This is a genomic window from Plantactinospora mayteni (genome assembly GCF_016862935.1).
Taxonomy (GTDB): Bacteria; Actinomycetota; Actinomycetes; order Mycobacteriales; family Micromonosporaceae; genus Plantactinospora; species Plantactinospora mayteni.
In genome coordinates this window covers 30207-49818 of record NZ_BONX01000053.1, presented here as the reverse complement: position 1 = coordinate 49818, position 19612 = coordinate 30207, and the positions used below count along the sequence as shown (strand labels likewise).

Genomic DNA, 19612 nt, shown 5'->3' with positions numbered 1-19612 from the left:
CCGGGACTCAACGGGCCGGCGCTCAGCGGGGCGGCGCTGCGGTGCTTGCTCGGACGGTGAGGGTGGTCGCCAGCTCGAACCCGATCTGTGCGGTCTTCTCCCCACGGCCGAGCGCGAGCGCGAGTTCGGTCGCGGCCACGGCCATCTCCGTGAGCGGCTGGTGGACCGTGGTCAGCGGCGGCTCGACCAAGGCAGCGACGGGCAGGTCGTCGAAACCGACCACGCTCAGGTCGGCCGGGATCCGCAGGCCGAGTTCCCGCGCCGCCTGATAGACACCGAGCGCCTGGAGGTCGTTGCCGGTGACGATGGCCGAGGGACGGCCCGGACGGTCGAGCAGACGCAGGGCGGCCGCGTGGCCGTCTTCGGTGGTGAGATCGGCACGAGCGACGAGATCCGGGTCGACCGGCAGGCCGGCCGCCTCCATCGCCGAACGGTAGCCGTCCAGCCTGGCACGGCAGCACAGCACCCGGTCGGGACCGGCGATGGTGGCGATGCGGCGGTGTCCGAGCTGGATCAGATGGCGGGTTGCCGAACGGCCACCGGTCCAGTTCGTCGCCCCGACGAAGGGAACGCCGTCCGGCAGCTCGACGGTGGGATCGAAGACCACGAACGGGATGCCCCGGGCTCGCAACAGGTCACGCTGCTCGTCCGAGAGCTGGGCCACCGAGACGACGCAGTCCGGGCGGCGCGCGAGGGTGTCGTCGATCCAGTAGTGGATCGCGCTGCGCTCCGGCCCGAACTCGGTCAGCACCACGCCGACCCGGTTCTGCCGGGCCACCCGTTCCACGCCCCGGATGATCTCGACCCCCCACATGTGCTCAAGCTGCTCGAAGACCAGCTCCATCATGTTGCTGCGGGTGGCGGGCGTCGGTCTGCGATAGCCGTACTGGCTGATCAGCGCCTCGACCTTGGCGCGCGTGTCGGCGGCCACGCCGGAGCGGCCGTTGATCACTTTTGAAACGGTCGGGACCGACACCCCCGCGCTCTCCGCGATGTAGGAGATCGTCACCGGACGGGCCGGATCACCACGTGGGTCCTCCCGGTCGGCGACCACGTCGCCCGATTCGGCGTGTGACACCTGGCTCCCTCCCCGCCCAGCCGTGCGGACACCGTCAGGCGCCGATCACGGCGCAACGATAGTCTCCCCGGCCGACTCCGAGCCCGGCGTCGCGCCCGCCTCGACCGGCTCGTAGTCGAACCAGTCGAACCGCACCGTCCCGGCCACGGCGTACATCCCGATCACCCGCCCGGTGAAGCCACCGGCCACCTCTGTCGACAGGTACCGGCCGTCGAGTTCGGCCAGCACGTCGAAGGTGCCGTCCGACGCTTCGACACCGAGGCGCAGCAGATCGGGTTCCTCGCGCGGGTGCCAGCTCTCGGCCGGCGAGGCGACCACGTCGATCCGCAGCCGGACCGGTCCGGCCGGTGGCGTTCGGGTGGCGACCGTGGACCGGAGCGAGCCGGTTCGCGCCGTGACCAGCACCTGCCCGTCGCCGGCCTCGATCTCGTAGTGGTGCCGCTCGTCCAGGCGTACGGCGAGCCCGCCCCGCCCGTCGCCGGCGTCGACCAGCGCCCGTACCCGGCAGGACAGGTGTTGCTGGCGACGGCCGAGGAAGGTGACGTCGGGATCATCGAGGGATCCGCCCCGCGCGTGCAGGGTGAGCCAGCCCGGACGGTCGGTGGTCGACCAGCATTCGGCCGGCCGAGAGCGGACCGAGATCCAGCGTGGGTGCAGGCGCTCCGCGTCGAAGTCGTCCCGTAGCGGCGGCTCGGCCACCGGCTGCGGCGGCCACGGTGGCGCCGCCATGGCCGGCCCGACCTCGCCGACGACCGGCCAGCCATCGACCCAGGCGATCGGTGCCAGGAAGGTCTCCCGGCCCAGGACGTGCCAACCGGGGGTACCACCGCGCGGGCGTACCCCGAGCAGCACCATCCACCACGAGCCGTCGGCGGCCTGGACGAGGTCGGCGTGGCCGGTGTTCTGGATCGGCCGGTTGGTGCCGCGATGGGTGAGGATCGGGTTGGCCGGGCAGGGCTCGAACGGCCCGTCGGGCGCCGCCGCACGGGCGACGGAGACCGCGTGCCCCCGCTCGGTGCCGCCCTCGGCGATCAGCAGGTACCAGTAGCCGCCGATCCGGTACAGGTGCGGCGCCTCCGGGGCCTGGGCGCCCGGCGCGCCGGACCAGAGCCGCTTCGGCGAGCCGAAGGTCTCCCCGGTGTCCGGGTCGACGCGCACCTGGTGGACCCCGGCGTACGTGCACCAGCACCGCCCCTCGCCGTCCCAGGCCAGATCCGGGTCGATACCCGCGATTCCGGCCAGCCTGACCGGCTCCGACCAGGGTCCGGCGGGGTCCGTGGCGGTGACGACCAGGTTGCCCCCGCCGGGCGCGACGTTGGTGACGATGAGCCAGAAGCGGCCGTCGTGGTGCCGCAGGGTCGGCGCGTAGATACCACCGGACGAGGGGGTTTCCGGCGGCAGGGAAAGCTGGCTGGGTCGGTCCAGGGCGTTGCCGAGTTGCTCCCAGTGCACCAGGTCCCGGCTGTGGAAGATCGGGACGCCGGGGAAGTATTCGAAGCTGGAGCAGGCCAGGAAGTAGTCCTCGCCGACCCGGCACACGCTCGGATCGGGGTGGAAGCCGGCGACCACCGGATTCGTGAACAGACCGTCGACCCAGTCACCCGAACCGGTCGTCGCGCCAGCCGCGACAGCGCTGTCTTGCGCCACGCTCATGCGGATCTCCCATTCACACTGGTCGTTCGGCGGGCCAAAGGTGTTGCCGGTGCGGGTCGCGGCGGAATCCCGGCCGAGGCCCGGGCTGCCATCGGCCGGGTGATGCGCCGTCGAGAAGGCAGGGCCCGACGTCAGCACCCCCGACGTCAGCACCCCCGACGTCGACCACCCGCGAACACGACAGAGAGACCCGAAAGTTTCTTGAGCGACCTCGACAGTTTTCTGGACGAAGCGTAGTGAAGGTCAGCGATTCCGTCAACGACGCCCAGCCCCCGGGGGAACCCGCCTCGAGCCACCTCGACCGGTGCCCGCGCGACCGCTCCGGCCAGCAGCCCGGCCGCCTGGCATCCCGGCGATGTGGCCGGAAGCAACCACCCGCCAGGCTACCCCATAACCACCCCGGCATTGACGACGGTCTAAGAAAGGCGTAGCGTCCGGCCCGAAACTTTCGACCCTCGGGCATCGAAAGTGCGCCACGGTGTGGGAGCCGTGCGGCACGCGCGGAGGAATGGGCAGCCTCCGCCAGCTATCGATCCTGCGCCCGCTCGCGGGAGTGCCCCGGCGGGACCCCGCGACAGCGTCGCGCGCCCTTCCAATCGACGGAGGCCCCATGTCCTCGACCGCAAAGCCGCGCCGGCGGTTGACCGTCGCCGCGCTCGCCCTGCTCACACTCAGCGCAATTCTGATCAACCCGCAACCGGCCTCGGCGCACGGATCGGCGATCGACCCGCCGTCACGCCACTACGGCTGCGCCACCCGGTGGGTGGACTGGCTGAACCCGGTCATGCAAACCCAGGAACCGATGTGCTGGCAGGCATACCAGGCCAACCCAGCCGCGATGTGGACCTGGAACGGTCTGATCCAGGACAACGTGAACAACAACCACCAGGCCCGCGTCCCGGACGGCAAGCTGTGCGGCGGAGGCGACGCCACCTACGCCGCCCTCGACAACCCGGGCCCGTGGCGCGCCCAGGCGGTGAACAACACGTTCACCTGGACCATGCACGACCAGGCCCGGCACGGGGCCGCGTACATCCAGATCTACGTCACCAGACAGGGCTTCGATCCGCTCACCCAGCGGCTGCGCTGGAGCGACCTGGAACTCGTCAAGGACACCGGCCCGTTCCCGGACACCGGATGGCCCACCCGACCGAACGACCCGCTGCTCAACGGTGTCGACTACTCCTTCCAGGTCAGCGCACCGGGACGGACCGGCCGGCACATCATGTACGCGGTCTGGCGGGCCGGCCACGCCGACCAGAACTACTACATGTGCTCCGACGTACGCTTCCCCGGCGGCACACCGGACCCGACCACGCCACCGCCGACCACCCCGCCCCCGGCCAGTCCGCCCCCGACCACACCGCCCGCCGGCAACGCCGGCTGCTCGGCCACGTACGCCGTCACCGGCCAGTGGAGCGGCGGCTTCCAGGCCGACGTCCGGGTGACCGCCGGTTCCACCGCGATCAGCGGTTGGACGGTCACCATGCAGTTCCCGGACGGGCAGACCGTCGGCCAGTCGTGGAACGCCTCGGTCACGTCGAACGGGTCGACGGCGACCGCCCGCAACGTCGACTACAACGGCAGCCTGGGCGCCGGTGCCAGTACCAGCTTCGGCCTGATCGGCTCGTGGGCCAACACGAACCGGGCACCCACGCTGAGCTGCGCGGCGACGGGCTAGCTCCACAGTGGTGAGCCGCTCCACGGTCCGTGGGGCGGCTCACCGTGCATCGCCGACATCCGACTAGCGCAAGGAAGAACTCGATGAGTCTGCAACGCATACGAAGGGAACGGCTCCGCGTCGGGATGCTCGCCGGCACCATGGCAGCGCTGTTGGTGGCCTGGATGATGGTGGCCGTCAGCGCCCAGGCCGCGGCCGGGTGCCGAGTGGCGTACGCGATCTCGGCCCAATGGCCCGGTGGCTTCACCGCCAACGTCGACGTGACCAACCTCGGCGACCCGATCAACGGCTGGAGTCTGGCCTGGGCCTTCCCGTCCGGGCAACGGGTCACCCAGGGCTGGAACGCGACGGTCACCTCCGCCGGCAGCCAGACCACCGCGGTGAACGCCAGCTACAACGCGGCCATCGCGACGAACGCGACGGTCTCGTTCGGCTTCAACGGTTCGTGGACGGGCAGCAACACCGCACCGACGTCGTTCGCGCTCAACGGCGTCACCTGCACCGGCGGCGTCGGCGGCACCAGCCCGCCGACGGCCAGCGTCTCCCCCACCGCCTCGCCGACGGTGTCGCCGTCGGTCCCGCCCACGACGCCTCCCCCGTCGGGCAACCCGATGGCGACGGTCGCGGCGATGCAGCCCGGCTGGAACCTGGGCAACACCCTCGACGCCATCCCCGACGAGACCGCCTGGGGCAACCCGCTGACCACCCAGGCCCTGCTGCGGCACGTACGGTCGCAGGGCTACAACAGCATCCGCCTCCCGATCACCTGGAGCAACCACCACGGAGCCGCCCCGAGCTACACCCTCGACCCGGCCTGGCTCAACCGGGTCCGCCAGATCGTCGACTGGTCCCTCGCCGAGGGCTTCTACGTGATGGTCAACCTGCATCACGACTCCTGGCAGTGGATCAACACGTACCCCACCGACCAGGCGAACGTGACGAACCGGTACCGGGCACTGTGGACGCAGATCACCGCCGCGTTCCGGAACCACTCGCCGAAGCTGGTGTTCGAGAGCATCAACGAGCCGCAGTTCGCCGGCACCTCCGGTGACGACCAGAACTACCAGGTGCTGCGCGACCTCAACGCCGAGTTCGTCCGCATCGTACGGGCGTCGGGCGGCACCAACGCCACCCGGCTACTGGTGCTGCCCACTCTCTACACCAACGCCGACCAGGGCCGGCTGGACGCGCTGACCGCCGAGTTCAACCAGCTTCGCGACCCCAACCTCGCCGCGACCGTCCACTTCTACGGATTCTGGCCGTTCAGCGTCAACATCGCCGGCTTCACCCGCTACAACGCGGAGGTGGAGCAGGACCTCGTCGGAACCTTCGACCGCGTGCACAGTACGTTCGTGTCCCGCGGTATCCCGGTCATCATCGGCGAATGGGCCCTGCTCAACTGGGACCACAACCGGCCCGGCGTCATCGAACGCGGCGAGTTCCTGAAGTTCCTCGAAGCCGTCGGCCATCACGCCCGGATCAGAAACCTCACCACGATGGTGTGGGACGCCGGCCAGTTCCTGAACCGCAACGAGCTGCGCTGGCGCGACCAGGGCGTGTACGACATGTTCAGGACGAGCTGGACCACTCGCTCCGGTACCGCCTCCTCGGACCAGGTGTACGTGCCCCGCACCGGCACGATCACCAGCAAGTCGTTGACGCTCAACCTCAACGGCACGTCGTTGCAGGGCCTGCGGCACGGCGGCACCAACCTGGTCAACGGCACCGACTACACCGTCGCCGGCAACACGCTCACCCTCACCGCCGCCGCCGTCACCCGGCTGGTCGGCAACCGCGCCTACGGCGTCAACTCGACCATCGAGGCCCGGTTCTCCCAGGGCGTGCCGTGGCAGATCAGCATCATCAGCCACGACCCACCGACCCAGGCGGCGGCCAGCGGCACGACTGCCTCGTTCGCCATTCCCACACAGTTCCGCGGCGACCAGCTCGCCACCATGGAGGCCAGGTACGCCGACGGCAGCAACGCCGGACCGGCCAACTGGACCTCGTACAAGGAGTTCTGGACGCACTTCCAGCCCGACTACAACGCCAACACCATCATCCTGAAGCCCGAGTTCTTCGCCGAGGTCAACGACGGCGCCGTCACCCTCACGTTCCACTTCTGGAGTGGCGCCCAGACCACCTACCGCATCACCAGGTCCGGCACCACGGTGACCGGCACCACCTGATCCCCGCGAAGGGTGCCGTGGCCCGCCGGGGCCGCGGCACCTTCCGCACCGAGCCTGTACAACACCATCCCGGCCGGCACGGAGCGTACCTACCTGGAGGTCGCCGGCGCCGGTCATCAGTACATCGGGCAGCCCGGCAGCACCCTCGCGCGTATCATGATTCTGATGCGTCTGCGGTTCCCCTGCGTCGACTGTTGATCACCCGACGGTATCCGCCGAGCGTCGAAACCGTGGGTTCGCCCGCTCGGCTACCTGCCGCTCGTGCGGGCTGCTGGCCGCCGTCGACTGGCGATCCGACGTCGCGGGGCTGGTGTCGCTGGTGGTGGCGGCCCAGGAGGCGAGCAGCGTGACCGGCTCGCGGAACTGCGCGCCCAGAACGAGGGCCGGCAGCCCGGCCTGGTCCGGCGTGATCTTGGCGCGGCGCGAGGTGAGGAACTCGTGCACTTCGACTCGGTTGTCCACGCCCTCGACGGTACGACCCGCCGCGCCGAACTGGGATGTACTGCGGGTACACCCCGTCCGGCCACCGGTCGGCGGCCTTCGTCGCCGGGGTGCCGGTGAGGTACCCGCGCCGGGCCCGAACCCCAGCGTGGGGGTCTCCCGGAGTTGTCGGCACCAGGTCAGTGGCGATCGGTACGTCCGCCGCCCGGAGTCGCCCCGGCCGCGGCGCGCAGGTGCCGGGCGAGCGCCGGGGTGGCGGTGTGTTCCCGGGATCCCCAGGCCAACAGGTGCCGGCGACGGGCCCAGGGGTCCTGGATGTCGCAGACCTCGATCCGGCGGTCCGGGTCGACCGCGCGACGCGGCACGACGGCGAGCCCGACCCCGGCCGCGGCGAGCGCGACCAGGGTGCCCAGGCCGGCGACGGTGGTCCGATACCGGGGCACCGGGGCGAGCGGGCCGGCGTGCTTCTCGATCCAGCGGCGCAGCGAGGAGTCGACGTCGAGCCCGACGAGCGGGTGCTCGGCGACCTCGCGGTAGGGCATCCCGGTACGGCCGGCGAGGATCCCGTCGGCCTGCCCGACGACCACCAGCGAGTCGTCCCCGAGGGGTTCGGTGGGCAGGCCGCAGTCGCCCGCCTCGGCGTCCAGTACCACCCCGAGGTCCGCCGCGCCGTCGGCGAGGGTGCGTACGGTTGTCGGGGTACGGCACTCGGTGGTGGTGACGTCGACGTCGGGATGCTCGCGCAGGAAACTGACCAGGGCCCGGGGCACCAGCCGGTACATCGCCGAGCCGCCGGCCAGCAGGGTCAGCGGGGGACGCGGGGACCTGCCGTAGCTGGTCACGGCGTTCTCCAGTCGCGCCGTCCGGTCCAGGACGTCCCGGGCGTGCCGGGCCAGCGTGGTCCCCGCCGGGGTGGGTCGGACGCCGCGACGCCCCCGGACCAGCAACTCCACCCCGGCCTGGTGTTCCAGGGTCCGTACCCGGGCACTGGCCGAGGGGAGGGTCAGGTGCATCCGGCGGGCCCCGGCGGTGATCGACCCCTCCGTGACGACGTGCACGAAGAGCCGAAGATCATCCAGGTCGTACCGCATCGGGCCAGCCTACGGCTCCGCCTTAGGCTGGCTACGCCAACCGCGCATTGTGCCGCCGCCGGCCGGGTCGGGATGCTCGGCGGGTGTCGGAGCTCATCCTGGTACTGCTGGCCGGTGTCGCCGCCGGCGCGTTGAACGCCGTGGGCGGTGGGGGTACCTTCGTGGCCCTGCCCGCCCTGGTCGCCGCCGGCCTGCCGCCGGTCACCGCGAACGCCTCGACCACGGTCGCCCTGCTGCCCGGGGCGGTGGCCGGCGCGTGGGTCTGCCGGCACGATCTGGTACCGGTCGGCGGCGCCTCCACCAGGGCGCTGACCGTGACGAGCGTGCTCGGCGGCGGCATCGGTGCCGGGCTGCTGCTGGCGCTGCCGGCCAGCTCCTTCGACGCGGCGGTGCCCTGGCTGCTCGCCTTCGCCACCCTGGTCCTCGCGTTCGGGCGCCGGCTGTCCCGGGCGCTGGCCACCGCACTGGACCGCCCGGTCGGCCTGGGTACCCGGGCGGTACTGGCCGGCCAGTTCCTGCTGACGGTCTACGGCGGATACTTCGGCGGCGCCGTAGGCATAATGCTGCTGGCCCTGTGGAGCGTCGGGCTCGGGCTGGACGCCTCGGTCGGCAACCCGGTGCGGTTGACCCAGGTCGCCGCCGTCTACCTGGCCGCGACCGGGCTGTTCCTGGCCGCCTCGGACGTGCTGCGCACTCCGCTGCCGCTCGGCACCATGCTGGTCGGCGCGCTGGCCGGTGGCTTCGCCGGGGCCCACCTCGCCCGCCGGCTGCCGGCCCGGCTGCTCCGTGGCGTCGTGCTGACCACCGCCGTCACCATGACCGTCGGCTATGCGCTGCGCGCCTGGTAGACGGGACAGAGCACTTCTAACCGCCCGCCGTTTCCAGGCGTCCGGTGGCCGCGATCCTGGCGAAGGCGTGGGCGCTGGGTTTGGGAATCCGGGCGAGGTCGTCAGCGTGGTCGACGGCGATGAGACCGAACTTCGGCCGGAACCCCTCGCTCCACTCGAAGTTGTCGAAGGCGGACCAGTGCAGGTAGCCGCGCACGTCGACGCCTTCGGCGCGGGCCTGGGCGAGGGCGGCGAGGTGGGTGTGCAGGTAGTCGACGCGCTCGGCGTCGTCCTCGGTGGCGATGCCGTTCTCGGTGACGTAGAGGGGCAGGCCGGTCCGGGCGGCGCGGTGCAGCATCTGACGCAGCCCGTCCGGATAGCTGGCCCAGCCCATCTGGGTCCGGGTGAAGCCGTCGGGCGGGTCGGCGAAGAAGGTGGGTGCGGCGGGGTCGACCCACTGCTTGCGGTAGTACTGCACGCCGAGCCAGTCGCCGCGGTCCGGGCCGGTGAGGCCGTCGAGGTAGCGGTCGACGATCTCGTGACGCATGAGGCGGCAGAAGGCGTGGCAGGCGTCGTCGTCGCGGATGGGCGCGAGCAGCGGGAGGTTCACGGCGAGTCCGACCCGGGACCGCGGTGACCCGTCGCGGACCGCGCGGACGCCGGCGTGGTGTGCGGCGAGCAGGGTACGGCCGGCCCGCTTCCACAGGGTCGGGTTGGTGATCCCGGGCGGGTGGTAGCCCTCCAGGTAACCGTGCAGCGCCACCATCTGCGGCTCGTTGACGGTGCAGACGTACGGCATCAGGTCGCCGAGTTCGCCGGCGACGTACCGGCAGTAGCGGGCGAACAGCTCGACGGCGTCGGGCGCGAGCCAACCACCGGCGGCGGCGAACCAGCGGGGCAGCGTGAAGTGGTGCAGGGTGACGAACGCGGTCATGCCGGTGCCGGCGAGCGTGGTCAGCACCCGCCGGTAGTGGCCGACGGCGGCACGGCTGAACTCGCCGGGCGCCGGTTCGACGCGTGCCCACTCGACGGAGAGGCGGTGGGTGTTGTGGCCGAGGGAGGCCAGCAGGGCGAAGTCGTCGGCGTACCGGTGGTAGTGGTCGATGGCGTCGCCGGAGGACTCCCGGGCGGCGGTGCGCGGGTCGTGTTCGAAGTCCCACCAGTCGCTGTTGACGTTGCCGCCTTCGACCTGGTGCGCCGAGGTGGCGGTACCCCACAGGAAGTCGGCGGGGAAGTCGATGCCCACGATGCTCCGATCCGAGAAGAGGGGTGGCCTGGCCTACCGGACGGGCAGGCCAGGCCACGCGGCGCTATGCGGTGCGGGTGGCGAAGGTGTGGGAACCGGAGCCGACCCGGTAGACGGCGTAACCGCCGTCGACGCGGACGAAGTGGGCCCGGTCCGGCGTGCCGACCACCCGGCCGCCCTGGGTCGGTACCCAGACCTCGGCGCTGGTGTTGGTGGGGACGGTGACGGTGAGCCGGAACGAGTGCGCGTCCTTGCGCCACTCGGACCGGGCCTCGCCGGCCGGGGTGTGGTAGCTGCCCCTGGCGTAGGTCAGGTCACCGACGACCTTCGGCTGGAAGACCAGATTCCGGTACGCGGTCGAGCCGGCGGCCTCGCGGATGCCGGCGATCCCGCTGTGGAACCACTCCTCGATCTGGGCGAGGATCATGTGGTTCTTCGAGTCGCCACGGTTCCACCGCTCCCCCATCGTCGTCATGCCGCCCGGGTTGGCGGTGGTGGACTCCATGAAGTAGCCGTAGCTGGGCTGCTCGTCCTCCTGGAGCAGGTCCCACAGCACGTCGTCGCGTCCTGCGGCGGCCAGCGCCCGCACGGTGGGTGCCATGCCGATCGTGCCGCCGCTGAAGTGCGGCCCGTCGCCGTTCGGGTGGTAGGCGTAGACGAGTTCGACCAGCGCGTCCAGGACGGCGCCGCGCTCACCGTCGGGGACCAGCCCGGCGTCGAGGGCGAGCGCCTGCGCCGACTGGGTGGCGCCGGCGGTGCCGGCGTTGCCGGCCGTGGTGTAGCGGCGCAGCGTGCTGTTGTAGAAGTGGGCGTTGAAGGCCGCCTTGATCTCCCCGGCCAGCGTCGAGTACTTCTCGGCGTCGGCGGTGTGCCCGGTCAGCCGGGCCATCATGGCGAGCTTGCTGATCATCTCGTGGTAGCCCCAGGTACCGGTGATCCGGCCCGAGGTCTGGTCGGCCGAGACCCAGTCGGCGAGGGCGGCGTCGACGATGTGCGCGTCGGCGCCGGTACCGACCTTCTGCCGCTGGACGTAGTCGGCGAAGGTGACCATCTGGTCGTAGTAGCGGGTCATGGTCTGGGTGTCGCCGTACAGCTCGTAGAGCATCGCCGGTACGAGGATGATCGCGTTGCCCCAGTTGATCTCGTCGCCGAATCGTCCACTGTAGCCCCAGTCGTACACCGGGGTCTTCAGGGCCACGTTGCCGAACATCGGGGTGTCCGCCCGGGACTGCCCCTCGACCAGGTGGTGCATGGTCGTGCGCAGGTACGCGGCGAGCTGGTGGTTGCGGTGGATCGCGCCCATCGGCATCGTGTAGTCCGCCGGATACGACAACTTCTCCCGGCCCGGACAGTCGGTGAAGACCGACATGACGTTGCCGGCGAACGAGTAGCGGGCCATCTTGTTGATCCGGTTGATCCGGGCGTTCGAGGTGACCACCTCACCGGCGACCGGGGTGGCCGCCTGCAACCGGAGACCCTTGATCGTGTCCTTCGTCGGCAGGTACCCGTCGGGCAGGCCGGTGACCTGGACCCACTGCATGCCGAAGTAGCTGAAGTCCGGATGCCAGCTCTCCCCGCCCGGCAGCCCCGCCGTGGTGTACGTGTTGAACAGGTCGACACCCCGGCTCCCACCGCCGCCGCGCAGCGACGCCTGGTCGACCGTGCCGTCCGGGGCGAGCGATTCGGCCGGTGACATCCGCACGGTGGTACCGGCCGGCAGCCCCTGGAGCCGCAGTTGCGGCCAGCCGACGATGTTCTGCCCGAAGTCGAAGACCCAGGTGCCCGGGACGGGATTGGTCACCGAGACCGGGGTGAACGTCTCGACGACCTGCACCGGCTCGGCTGCCCGGGCGACCAGCCTGGTGGCCAGGTTCGGCGGCGGGGCGATGCCGGCGTCGACCCAGCCGGTGGCGGTACCGTCGCGGCGCTTCGCGGTTGCCGACAGGTCGGATCCGGGCAGGTCCCAGCCGGGCTGCTCGCGGCGGGCGTCGTAGTCGGCGCCGGAGTACCAGGCGTCGGTGACCAGCGGTCCGAGGGCGGCCCGCCAGCGACGGTCGGAGACGACGACGTCGCTGCCGCCGCCCGCGTACGAGATCTCCAGCCGGGCGATCAGGCGCGGGGTGACCGCCGCACCCGCGCTCGCGTCGCTGGCCGCGATGTTGTTGCCCGACCCGGTCACCAACGCCCCGGCGGTGTGCGGCTTGGTCAGCCCGGGGGTGAGGGTGATGCCGGTACCGTCGGCGCCGGCGGTGCCGATCGCGGTGATGACCCGGGACTCCAGGCGGTCGCCGCCCTCGCCGGTGTCGACGTTGATGGTGCCGCCGACGTGGTAGTTGGCGACGCTGTCCAGCTTCACGGTGCTCGCGCCGGCCTCGGCGTCGGCGACCAGCGCGCCGCTGCCCTTGGGCTGGCTCTGCCACCACGAGTACGGCGCGGTACGGCCGACCGCCGGGTTGGTGACGCTGCGGCGCACGTACGCGGGGCCGTTGCCGAGCTGGACCCCGAGCGTGTTGCCACCCCGGCGCACCTGCTCGGTGACGTCGTAGGTCCGGTACTCGCTGGAGAGCTGGTAGTTGGAGTTGCCGGGCGCGAGGACCTCGTCGGTGAGGGTACGGCCGTTGAGGGTGGGCTTGTGCAGGCCGACGCCGGACAGGTAGAGGCGGGCACCGGTGACCGTACGACGGTGGTCGACACTGAACTGGCGGGCCAGAATCGGCATCGGCTGGTTCTCGGTACGGCCGGGATACTCGATCCAGTGCGCCGCTCCCCAGTCGGAGGGCACGAGCAGCCCCATCTCCCAGCCCGACGGCCCGCTCCAGTCGGAGGCGCGCCGGTCGGCGTCCCAGACCCGGACCTGCCACACCACCTGCTGACGCGAGGCGAGGGGCCGGCCGGCGTACGCGATGCCGGTCTGCCGGTCGGAGTCCACCTTGCCGGAGTCCCAGAGCAGCCGGCCGCGCTGGAGGTCACGCTCGCTGCCGGCGGCCCGGATCTGGTAGGCGGTCTGCCGGTCGCCGGGGCACGCCGCCCGGGAGCACGGGTGGCTCGCGGCGCGCCGTGTCTCGGCGATCTGCCAGCCGAGGGTCGGCGTGGTGTTGTCGAGGCCGAGCGGTGCGTCGTGGCGGCCGTCGACCTGGAGGTTGACGACCTGGACCTGCGGTTGGCCGCCGGCCTGCCCGGCAGCCGGGGCGGAGTTGAGCGCCTGCGACGCGAGCAGGGTCACGCAAACCCCTACTCCCGCCAGCACGCGCCGACGATTCCTGGCTCTTGACACTGGTGCCCTCCCTTGTCGCCGGCCACCCTCAGGCGCCGACGCATGCTGCGTCTGATCGGTCGTGCTGGTGATGTCGCCGCCGAGGAACGTCCGCACTCCACAGGGCAGGGCGGAAGCCGCACCACACCGGTGAGCGCGGAGTGCGGCCTGTCCGGTGGGTGCTCTGGGGTGACCCCGCCAGCGGTGGCGCCGCCGGCGGGGCCGGTGCGGGATGGAGCCTTCGGGGTTAGCTGCCGGCCTTGTAGTCGGCGTCCATCGCCGCGAGGACCTTGTCCGGGGTGGACTGGTTGCTGAAGATCTCCTGTAGGCCGGCGAGCATGGTCTGCTGCACCTTGGCGTTGGGCCAGAGCTGGTCCATGAACGGCACGGTCCGGTTCCCCTGGATGAACGTGTTCAGCTCGGCGATACCCGGATCCACGGTGGAGCCGCTGTCCGGCAGGGACGGCAGGCTGCCCTGCTTGCCGTTGAACACCTTCATACCCTCCGGCGACATGACGAAGTTGACGAACTTCAGCGCGAGTTCCCTGTTCTTCGCCTTGGCGTTCACCCCGTAGCCGGCGCCGGCCGCGGCGGGCATGAAGAACGACGCGGAGTCGTCGGTGGCGGGCAGCGGCTTGAGGATGTAGGTGCTCGACGGGTTCTTGCCCTTCAGCAGGGCGACGACCCAGTTGCCCTGGATGATGCCGAGGGTCTTGCCGGTGGCGGCGAGTTCCTGGCTGGCCTCGTAGCTGGTACCGAGCGGATTCTTCTGGAAGCAGCCGCTCTTCTGCATCTCCTGGTATTTCGCCATCGCGGCCGTCCACGGCGAGTTGGCGAAGCTGGCCTGGCCGGCCTGCATCTTGGTGTCGAAGTCCCGGTCGGCGGAGTAGACGGTGGTGGCGACCAACGCGTACAGGACGAGTTGGGTGACCCAGTTGTCCTGGATGCCGAGGGCGAACGCGGGAGTGCCCTTGGCGGTGGCCGCCTTGCAGAAGGCCAGCAGATCGGTCCAGGTGCCCGGCGGCTTCAGCCCGGCCTTCTCCATCGCCTGCTCGTTGTAGAGCGCGCCGATGCCGTTGAGGCCGAAGAGCGCGTTGTAGGTCTTGCCCTCGTACTGGGCGACGCTGCGGACCGCGTCCGGCAGCTTGGCCGCCCACGGCTGGTCGGACAGGTCCAGCAGGTAGCCCGGCTTGGCCAGCACGTAGGTGGCGCCCGGGTTGCCGTTGCCCGGCCACACCGTCATCACGTCCGGGGCGGTACCGGAGGCCAACTGGGTACGGATCTGCTGCTGGTACTGGTCGGCGCCGCTGGTGGTGAAGGTGACCTTCACGCCGGGATTGGCCGCCTCGAACGCCTTGACGACGTCCTCGATCGAGCCCTGGTCGACCGAGGCGAGGGTCAGGGTGTTGCCGTCGCCGCCGGAGCCGGCGTTGGTACCGCTGCTGCACGCGGCGAGCAGGCTCGCCGCGGTGACGGCCGCTACCACGGCCGGGAGGGTGCGTATCTTCATGGTGACTCCCATGGGGGAAAGGAGCGGTTAGGTGGCCGCGCCGGGTGCTGCGGCGCTGACGGTGTAGCGGCCGGACGCCAGCCGCAGGGTGACCCCAACGGCTGCCGGCTCGACCCCGAGAACTCCCGGCCGACCGGCCACGGGTGCGCCGTCCGCACGGACGCTCTCCGGGTCGGAGGTCGGGATCTCCAGTAGTGCGGTGCTGCCGGGCGGCACCGCGGCGGTCACGGTGATCCGGCCCTCTTCGATGGACCAGCCGCAGGCGACACGTCCCCGTACGGTCTCCTGCTCGGCCCGGGCCCAGCTCAGCCGGCCGCCGGGCAGCGGCCGGAGCAGCAGTTCGCGGTACGCCACCGACGACGCGGTCTGGTCGATGCCGGCAACCCGGCCGAAGAGCCAGTCGCCGACGCTGCCCAGGCTGTAGTGGTTGAACGAGTTCATCGCCGGCGACTGGAACCCGGCGTGGTCGGTCCAGCCGTCCCAGCGCTCCCAGATCGTGGTGGCGCCATGCCGGATCGAGTACCCCCAGGACGGGTATTCGTCCTGGTGCAGCAGGGCGTAGGCGAGGTCGGCCCGGCCGTGCTCGGCCAGTACCGGGCAGAGCAGCGCCACCCCGACGAATCCGGTACTGAGCCGGTGGTCCCGCTTCTCGATGTCGGCGGCCAGGTGCCCGACCGCCGCCGGCACCAGCCGCTCCGGCACCAACCCGAACGCCAGCGCGAGCAGGTACCCGGTCTGGGTGCCGCCCTCGACCGTGCCGTCTTCGTCCAGATAGGAGTCGATGAAGGCGGCGCGGATACCCCGGTGCAGCTCCCGCAGCTCGGTCGCCTCGTCGTACCGGCCCAGCACCTCCGCCGCCTGCGCGACGAGCTGGGCGCTGTGCGCGAAGTACGCCGTCGCCAGCACGTCCCGAGGGGTGTACGCGTCGACCTGGAGCCAGTCGCCGTAGGAGTTGCCGGTACGGTGCCGCCACCGCAGGTCCGGGTTGTGCCGGTGCACGTGGTGGACCCAGGCCAGCATCGCGTCGAAGGTGCGTTCCAGGGTGCGGCGGTCGCCGTACGTGCGCCAGAGGTGCCAGGGGATGATCACGCCCGCGTCGCCCCAGCCGGGTGCGGCCTCGCGGGTGACGGAGACGACCGGGGCGACGTCCCGGAACGCGCCGTCGGCGTCCTGCCCGTCGACCACGTCACGCAGCCAGCGGGCGAAGAAGGCCGACACGTCGGCGTTACGGCTCGCGGTGGGCGCGAAGATCTGCGCGTCGGCCAGCCAGCCCAGCCGCTCGTCCCGCTGCGGGCAGTCGGTCGGTACCGCCAGGAAGTTGCCCCGCTGCCCCCAGGTGATGTTCGACTGCAACTGGTTGACCATCGGGTCGGAGCACTCGAACCGGCCGGTGAACGGAGTGTCGTTGTGCAGCACCCGCGCGGTCACGTCCGCGCCGAGCAGCTCGCCCGGGTGGTTGTCGACCTCCAGATAGCGGAAGCCGTGGAAGGTGAACCGGGGCTCGAAGACCTGCACCGGGTCGTCGGCCGTGACGTAGACGTCGGTGGCCCGGGCGCGGCGCAGATTGTCCAGGTACAGTTCGCCGCCGTCGAGTACCTCGGCGTGGCGCAACACGATCCGCCGCCCCGCCGTGACGTCGCGGAGGGTGAGGCGGACCCGGCCGACCAGGTTCTGACCGAAGTCGACGACGAACCGGCCCGGCCCGGTCCGGCGCACCTGCACGGCGGGCAACTCCCCGGTGACCCGGATCGGCTCGTCCGGCTCGGCCACCAGCGGCCCGGGCGCGGGGTCGAGCACCCCGGCCGGGACGAACCCGTCGGGCTCGCCGACGGTGTCCCAGCCCGGCACGTGCTGGCGGGCGTCGACCTGCTCGCCCATCAGCAGGTCGGCGACCCGGATCGCACCCGGACGCTCGGTCCAGCCCGCACCGGTGCCGACCACCTGCCGGGAGCCGTCGGCGAAGTCGACGACCAACTGGGCCAGGAAGGCCGGCTGGTCGCCGTAGTGCCGGGCCGGGCGGCGGGCGTCGAAGCCGACGAACCCGCACCACCAGCCGTCCGCGACGATCGCGGCGAGCACGTTGACGCCCTCGCGGAGCTGGTCGGTGACGTCGTAGCTCTGGTACTGCTGCCGGTGGTGGTATTCCGTCCAGCCCGGCGCCAGTTCCAGGTCGCCGACGCGGGTGCCGTTGAGCCGTGGCTCGTAGACGCCACGGGCGGTGGCGTAGAGGCGGGCGCGCACCGGCGGCCGGGTCAGGTGGAACTCGTGGCGCAGGTACAGCGGCGGCGCCACCAGCGACGACTCGGTCTGCACGTCGTCGCCGGGCGGGTCGGCGTGCGGCAGCGCGAGCGGATCCCGGCCCACCCACACTGCGGTCCAGTCGTCGGGGTGCAGCAGGCCCGTCTCGAACCAGGTCTGGGCACACCCGGCCGGGGCGCCGGTCTCGTCCCAGACCTCGACCCGCCAGTGGTAGCGGGCCGCCGACCGCAGCACCGGACCGTCCCACGGCACCCCGATGCTGTCCACGGACTCCCGCCGCCCGCTGTCCCAGACCAGCCGGTCCGGATCGTCCAGGTCCGTCGCGCGCTCGGCCGCGGTGATCCGGTACGCGCTCTGCGCCGCGCCGTGCCGCGCCGACTCCAGCTTCCAGGACAGTCGTGGGCGTGGCGGGTCTACTCCGAGGGGCTCGTGCCGCTGTTCCGTCGTCAGGCCGTAGGGTGTCATCCCTTCAGCCCTCCGGCGAATCCGTTGATGATGCTGCGTTGCAGCGCGAAGTAGACGGCCAGGATCGGCACGACGCTGATCACGAGCGCGGCGAAGATGAGGTTCCAGTCCGAGACGAACTGGCCGACGAAGCCGGCCAACGCCACGGGTACGGTCTGCTGGTCGCTGCCGGACAGGTAGAGCAGCGGGGTGAAGAAGTCGTTCCACACCGCGATCGCGTTGAGCACCAGGGCGGTCACCGTGATCGGCTTGAGCATCGGGAAGACGACGTACCGGAAGACCTCCAGCGGCCGGCAGCCGTCGATCAGCGCGGCGTCCTCGAAGTCGCGGGGCAGCGCCCGCATAAAGCCGACGTAGAGGAACGTGGTGAACGGCACCTGGAGCCCGGCGTAGAACAGGACCAGCGCCCAGACGCTGCCGAGCAGGCCGAGGTCGCGCATCGTCTGGTAGAGCGGCAGCGCGGCGAGTTGGAACGGCAGGATCAGCCCCAGCAGGATCAGTAGGAACATCCCCCGTGACCACCTGGCGGTCGCCCGGGCCAGCGGGTACGCGGCCAGCGAGGAGACCGCGAGCACGATCAGTACGCTGGCGGTGGTCACCAGTACGCTGTTGGCCAGCGCGCCGCCGAGCCCGCCCTCCTGCCACGCCTGGGTGAGGTTGTCCAGGGTGGGGCTGGTGGTCGGCCGGATCGGCGACGAGGTGTCGGAGGTTGGCCGGATCGCCAGGTTGACCAGCACGTACACCGGGAAGGCGACGACCAGCGCGACCGCGATCATCACCAGCTCCAGGACGAAGGTGCGCCAGCGGTAGCGGTTCACGACGCCGCCCTCTCGTTGCGGGACAGCACGAAATACTGGCTGGTCGAGGCGACCGCGACGATGATCGTCAGCACGACCGCGAGGGCGATGCTGTAGCCGAACTCGCCGAGGGTGAACGCGTCCTTGTAGATCAGCGTCGAGATCGTGTCGGTGGCGTGCCCGGGGCCGCCCCCGGTCAGCGCGTACACCTGGTCGAACAGCTTGATCCCGCCGATGATGGAGAGCATCAGGTTGATCGTGAACGCCGGGGCGAGCAGCGGTCGGACCACCCACCAGAACCGGCGTACCGGTCCGGTGCCGTCGATCGCGGCGGCCTCGTAGATCTCCCTCGGCACCGACTGAAGCCCGGCCAGGAAGATCACCATCGAGTAGCCGGCGAACTGCCACACGATCACGCCGACGATCGCCCACAGCGCGAGTTGCGGGTCGCCCAGCCAGTCCTGCCGCCACGATTCGAGCCCGACCGCGCCGAGCAGGCTGTTCACCGCGCCGTCCGGTCCCAGCAGGTTGCGCCACAGGTAGGCGGTCACGATCGGGGTGATCACCGCGGGGGCGAACAGGAGCACCCGCAGCACGTTCCGCGATTTGATCATCGTGTTGACGCCGAGCGCGAGCAGCAGCCCGAACCCGTTCTGGATGATCGTGATCGCCACCGCGAGGACGAGGGTGTGCCAGACCGCCTGCCGGGCGTTCGGGTCGCCGACCATGTCGGTGAAGTTGCCGAACCCGACCCAGGAGAAGTCCGGGCTCAGGCCGTCCCAGTCGGTGAAGGCGTAGTAGATGCCACGGGCGCTCGGGATCAGGACCACGAAGGCGAACAGCAGCATCGCCGGCGCCGCGAACCACCACGGGGGGATGCTGCCCGAGCCCAGGCGGCGTTCCCGGTTATGTCTTTTCGGGATAGTTGTCATCCGTTGGATCTACTTCCTTGGAACGTTTCATCCGGGGCGCCGTACCGAGGGCTTCTACAGCACGACAACACGGAGAGTGAGTGGGCAACGTTTTCCAAGATGTTGCGCCTGACCCTAGAAGTTCACGAGTTTGACGTCAAGAGGCCGGCCTGTCGGCCGGGAGATGAACCGATTAAACTCCCCAGGCAAC

General features: G+C 70.9%; 13 protein-coding genes. 3 read left to right on the top strand and 10 right to left on the bottom strand.

The genetic code is table 11. The features are described from left to right. Positions 1-22: 22 nt before the first annotated feature. A complete protein-coding gene (locus tag Pma05_RS34540) occupies positions 23-1078 on the bottom strand; it encodes a LacI family DNA-binding transcriptional regulator (protein WP_239313712.1) in 1056 nt (351 codons plus the stop codon). Positions 1079-1123: 45 nt separating this feature from the next. Further along, a complete protein-coding gene (locus Pma05_RS34535) occupies positions 1124-2731 on the bottom strand; it encodes a glycoside hydrolase family 43 protein (protein WP_203861719.1) in 1608 nt (535 codons plus the stop codon). A 610-nt stretch (positions 2732-3341) separates the two neighbouring features. On the opposite strand from Pma05_RS34535, the gene Pma05_RS34530 reads away from it, so the two are divergent. Both Pma05_RS34530 and Pma05_RS34525 read left to right on the top strand, forming a co-directional pair. Then, positions 3342-4412 (top strand): lytic polysaccharide monooxygenase auxiliary activity family 9 protein, encoded by a 1071-nt coding sequence (locus Pma05_RS34530; RefSeq protein ID WP_203861718.1) that lies wholly within the window; start codon positions 3342-3344, stop codon positions 4410-4412. 83 nt (positions 4413-4495) lie between these two features. Further along, positions 4496-6601: a cellulase family glycosylhydrolase gene (locus Pma05_RS34525; protein ID WP_239313709.1), complete on the top strand. Its 2106-nt coding sequence runs from the start codon at positions 4496-4498 to the stop codon at positions 6599-6601. A 198-nt stretch (positions 6602-6799) separates the two neighbouring features. Here Pma05_RS34525 and Pma05_RS34520 read toward each other — a convergent pair whose 3' ends face one another. Beyond that, positions 6800-7063, bottom strand: a complete 264-nt coding sequence (locus Pma05_RS34520; protein WP_203861806.1) for a hypothetical protein — start codon at positions 7061-7063, stop codon at positions 6800-6802. Between the two features lie 158 nt (positions 7064-7221). Further along, a complete protein-coding gene (locus Pma05_RS34515; RefSeq protein WP_203861717.1) occupies positions 7222-8133 on the bottom strand; it encodes a LysR family transcriptional regulator in 912 nt (303 codons plus the stop codon). Positions 8134-8216: 83 nt separating this feature from the next. On the opposite strand from Pma05_RS34515, the gene Pma05_RS34510 reads away from it, so the two are divergent. Further along, a complete protein-coding gene (locus tag Pma05_RS34510; RefSeq protein WP_203861716.1) occupies positions 8217-8981 on the top strand; it encodes a sulfite exporter TauE/SafE family protein in 765 nt (254 codons plus the stop codon). 16 nt (positions 8982-8997) lie between these two features. Here the strand turns inward: Pma05_RS34510 and Pma05_RS34505 are convergent, their stop codons facing one another. From Pma05_RS34505 to Pma05_RS34480, 6 genes are all read right to left on the bottom strand, one after another. Next, a complete protein-coding gene (locus tag Pma05_RS34505) occupies positions 8998-10206 on the bottom strand; it encodes a glycoside hydrolase family 1 protein (RefSeq protein WP_239313706.1) in 1209 nt (402 codons plus the stop codon). Between the two features lie 64 nt (positions 10207-10270). Then, a complete protein-coding gene (locus tag Pma05_RS34500; RefSeq protein WP_239313703.1) occupies positions 10271-13429 on the bottom strand; it encodes an alpha-L-rhamnosidase in 3159 nt (1052 codons plus the stop codon). Between the two features lie 277 nt (positions 13430-13706). Beyond that, a complete protein-coding gene (locus tag Pma05_RS34495; RefSeq protein ID WP_203861714.1) occupies positions 13707-14969 on the bottom strand; it encodes an ABC transporter substrate-binding protein in 1263 nt (420 codons plus the stop codon). Positions 14970-14996: 27 nt separating this feature from the next. Further along, entirely contained in the window at positions 14997-17693 is a 2697-nt protein-coding gene (locus tag Pma05_RS34490; RefSeq protein WP_203861713.1) for an alpha-L-rhamnosidase, read from the bottom strand. Then, positions 17690-18511 carry a carbohydrate ABC transporter permease gene (locus tag Pma05_RS34485; RefSeq protein ID WP_203861712.1) on the bottom strand — a complete coding sequence of 274 codons (822 nt, stop codon included), beginning with the start codon at positions 18509-18511 and terminating at the stop codon, positions 17690-17692. Before Pma05_RS34485 ends, Pma05_RS34490 begins: the two co-directional genes overlap by 4 nt. Beyond that, a complete protein-coding gene (locus Pma05_RS34480) occupies positions 18508-19422 on the bottom strand; it encodes a carbohydrate ABC transporter permease (RefSeq protein ID WP_203861711.1) in 915 nt (304 codons plus the stop codon). The genes Pma05_RS34485 and Pma05_RS34480 overlap by 4 nt, the downstream gene beginning before the upstream one ends. Positions 19423-19612 lie beyond the last annotated feature (190 nt).

Coding starts and splice junctions, on each gene's coding strand:
- Pma05_RS34530 (WP_203861718.1), top strand. CDS start 3,342: ATGTCCTCGACCGCAAAGCCGCGCCGGCGGTTGACCGTCGCCGCGCTC.
- Pma05_RS34480 (WP_203861711.1), bottom strand. CDS start 19,422: ATGACAACTATCCCGAAAAGACATAACCGGGAACGCCGCCTGGGCTCG.
- Pma05_RS34490 (WP_203861713.1), bottom strand. CDS start 17,693: ATGACACCCTACGGCCTGACGACGGAACAGCGGCACGAGCCCCTCGGA.
- Pma05_RS34495 (WP_203861714.1), bottom strand. CDS start 14,969: ATGAAGATACGCACCCTCCCGGCCGTGGTAGCGGCCGTCACCGCGGCG.
- Pma05_RS34525 (WP_239313709.1), top strand. CDS start 4,496: ATGAGTCTGCAACGCATACGAAGGGAACGGCTCCGCGTCGGGATGCTC.
- Pma05_RS34535 (WP_203861719.1), bottom strand. CDS start 2,731: ATGAGCGTGGCGCAAGACAGCGCTGTCGCGGCTGGCGCGACGACCGGT.
- Pma05_RS34515 (WP_203861717.1), bottom strand. CDS start 8,133: ATGCGGTACGACCTGGATGATCTTCGGCTCTTCGTGCACGTCGTCACG.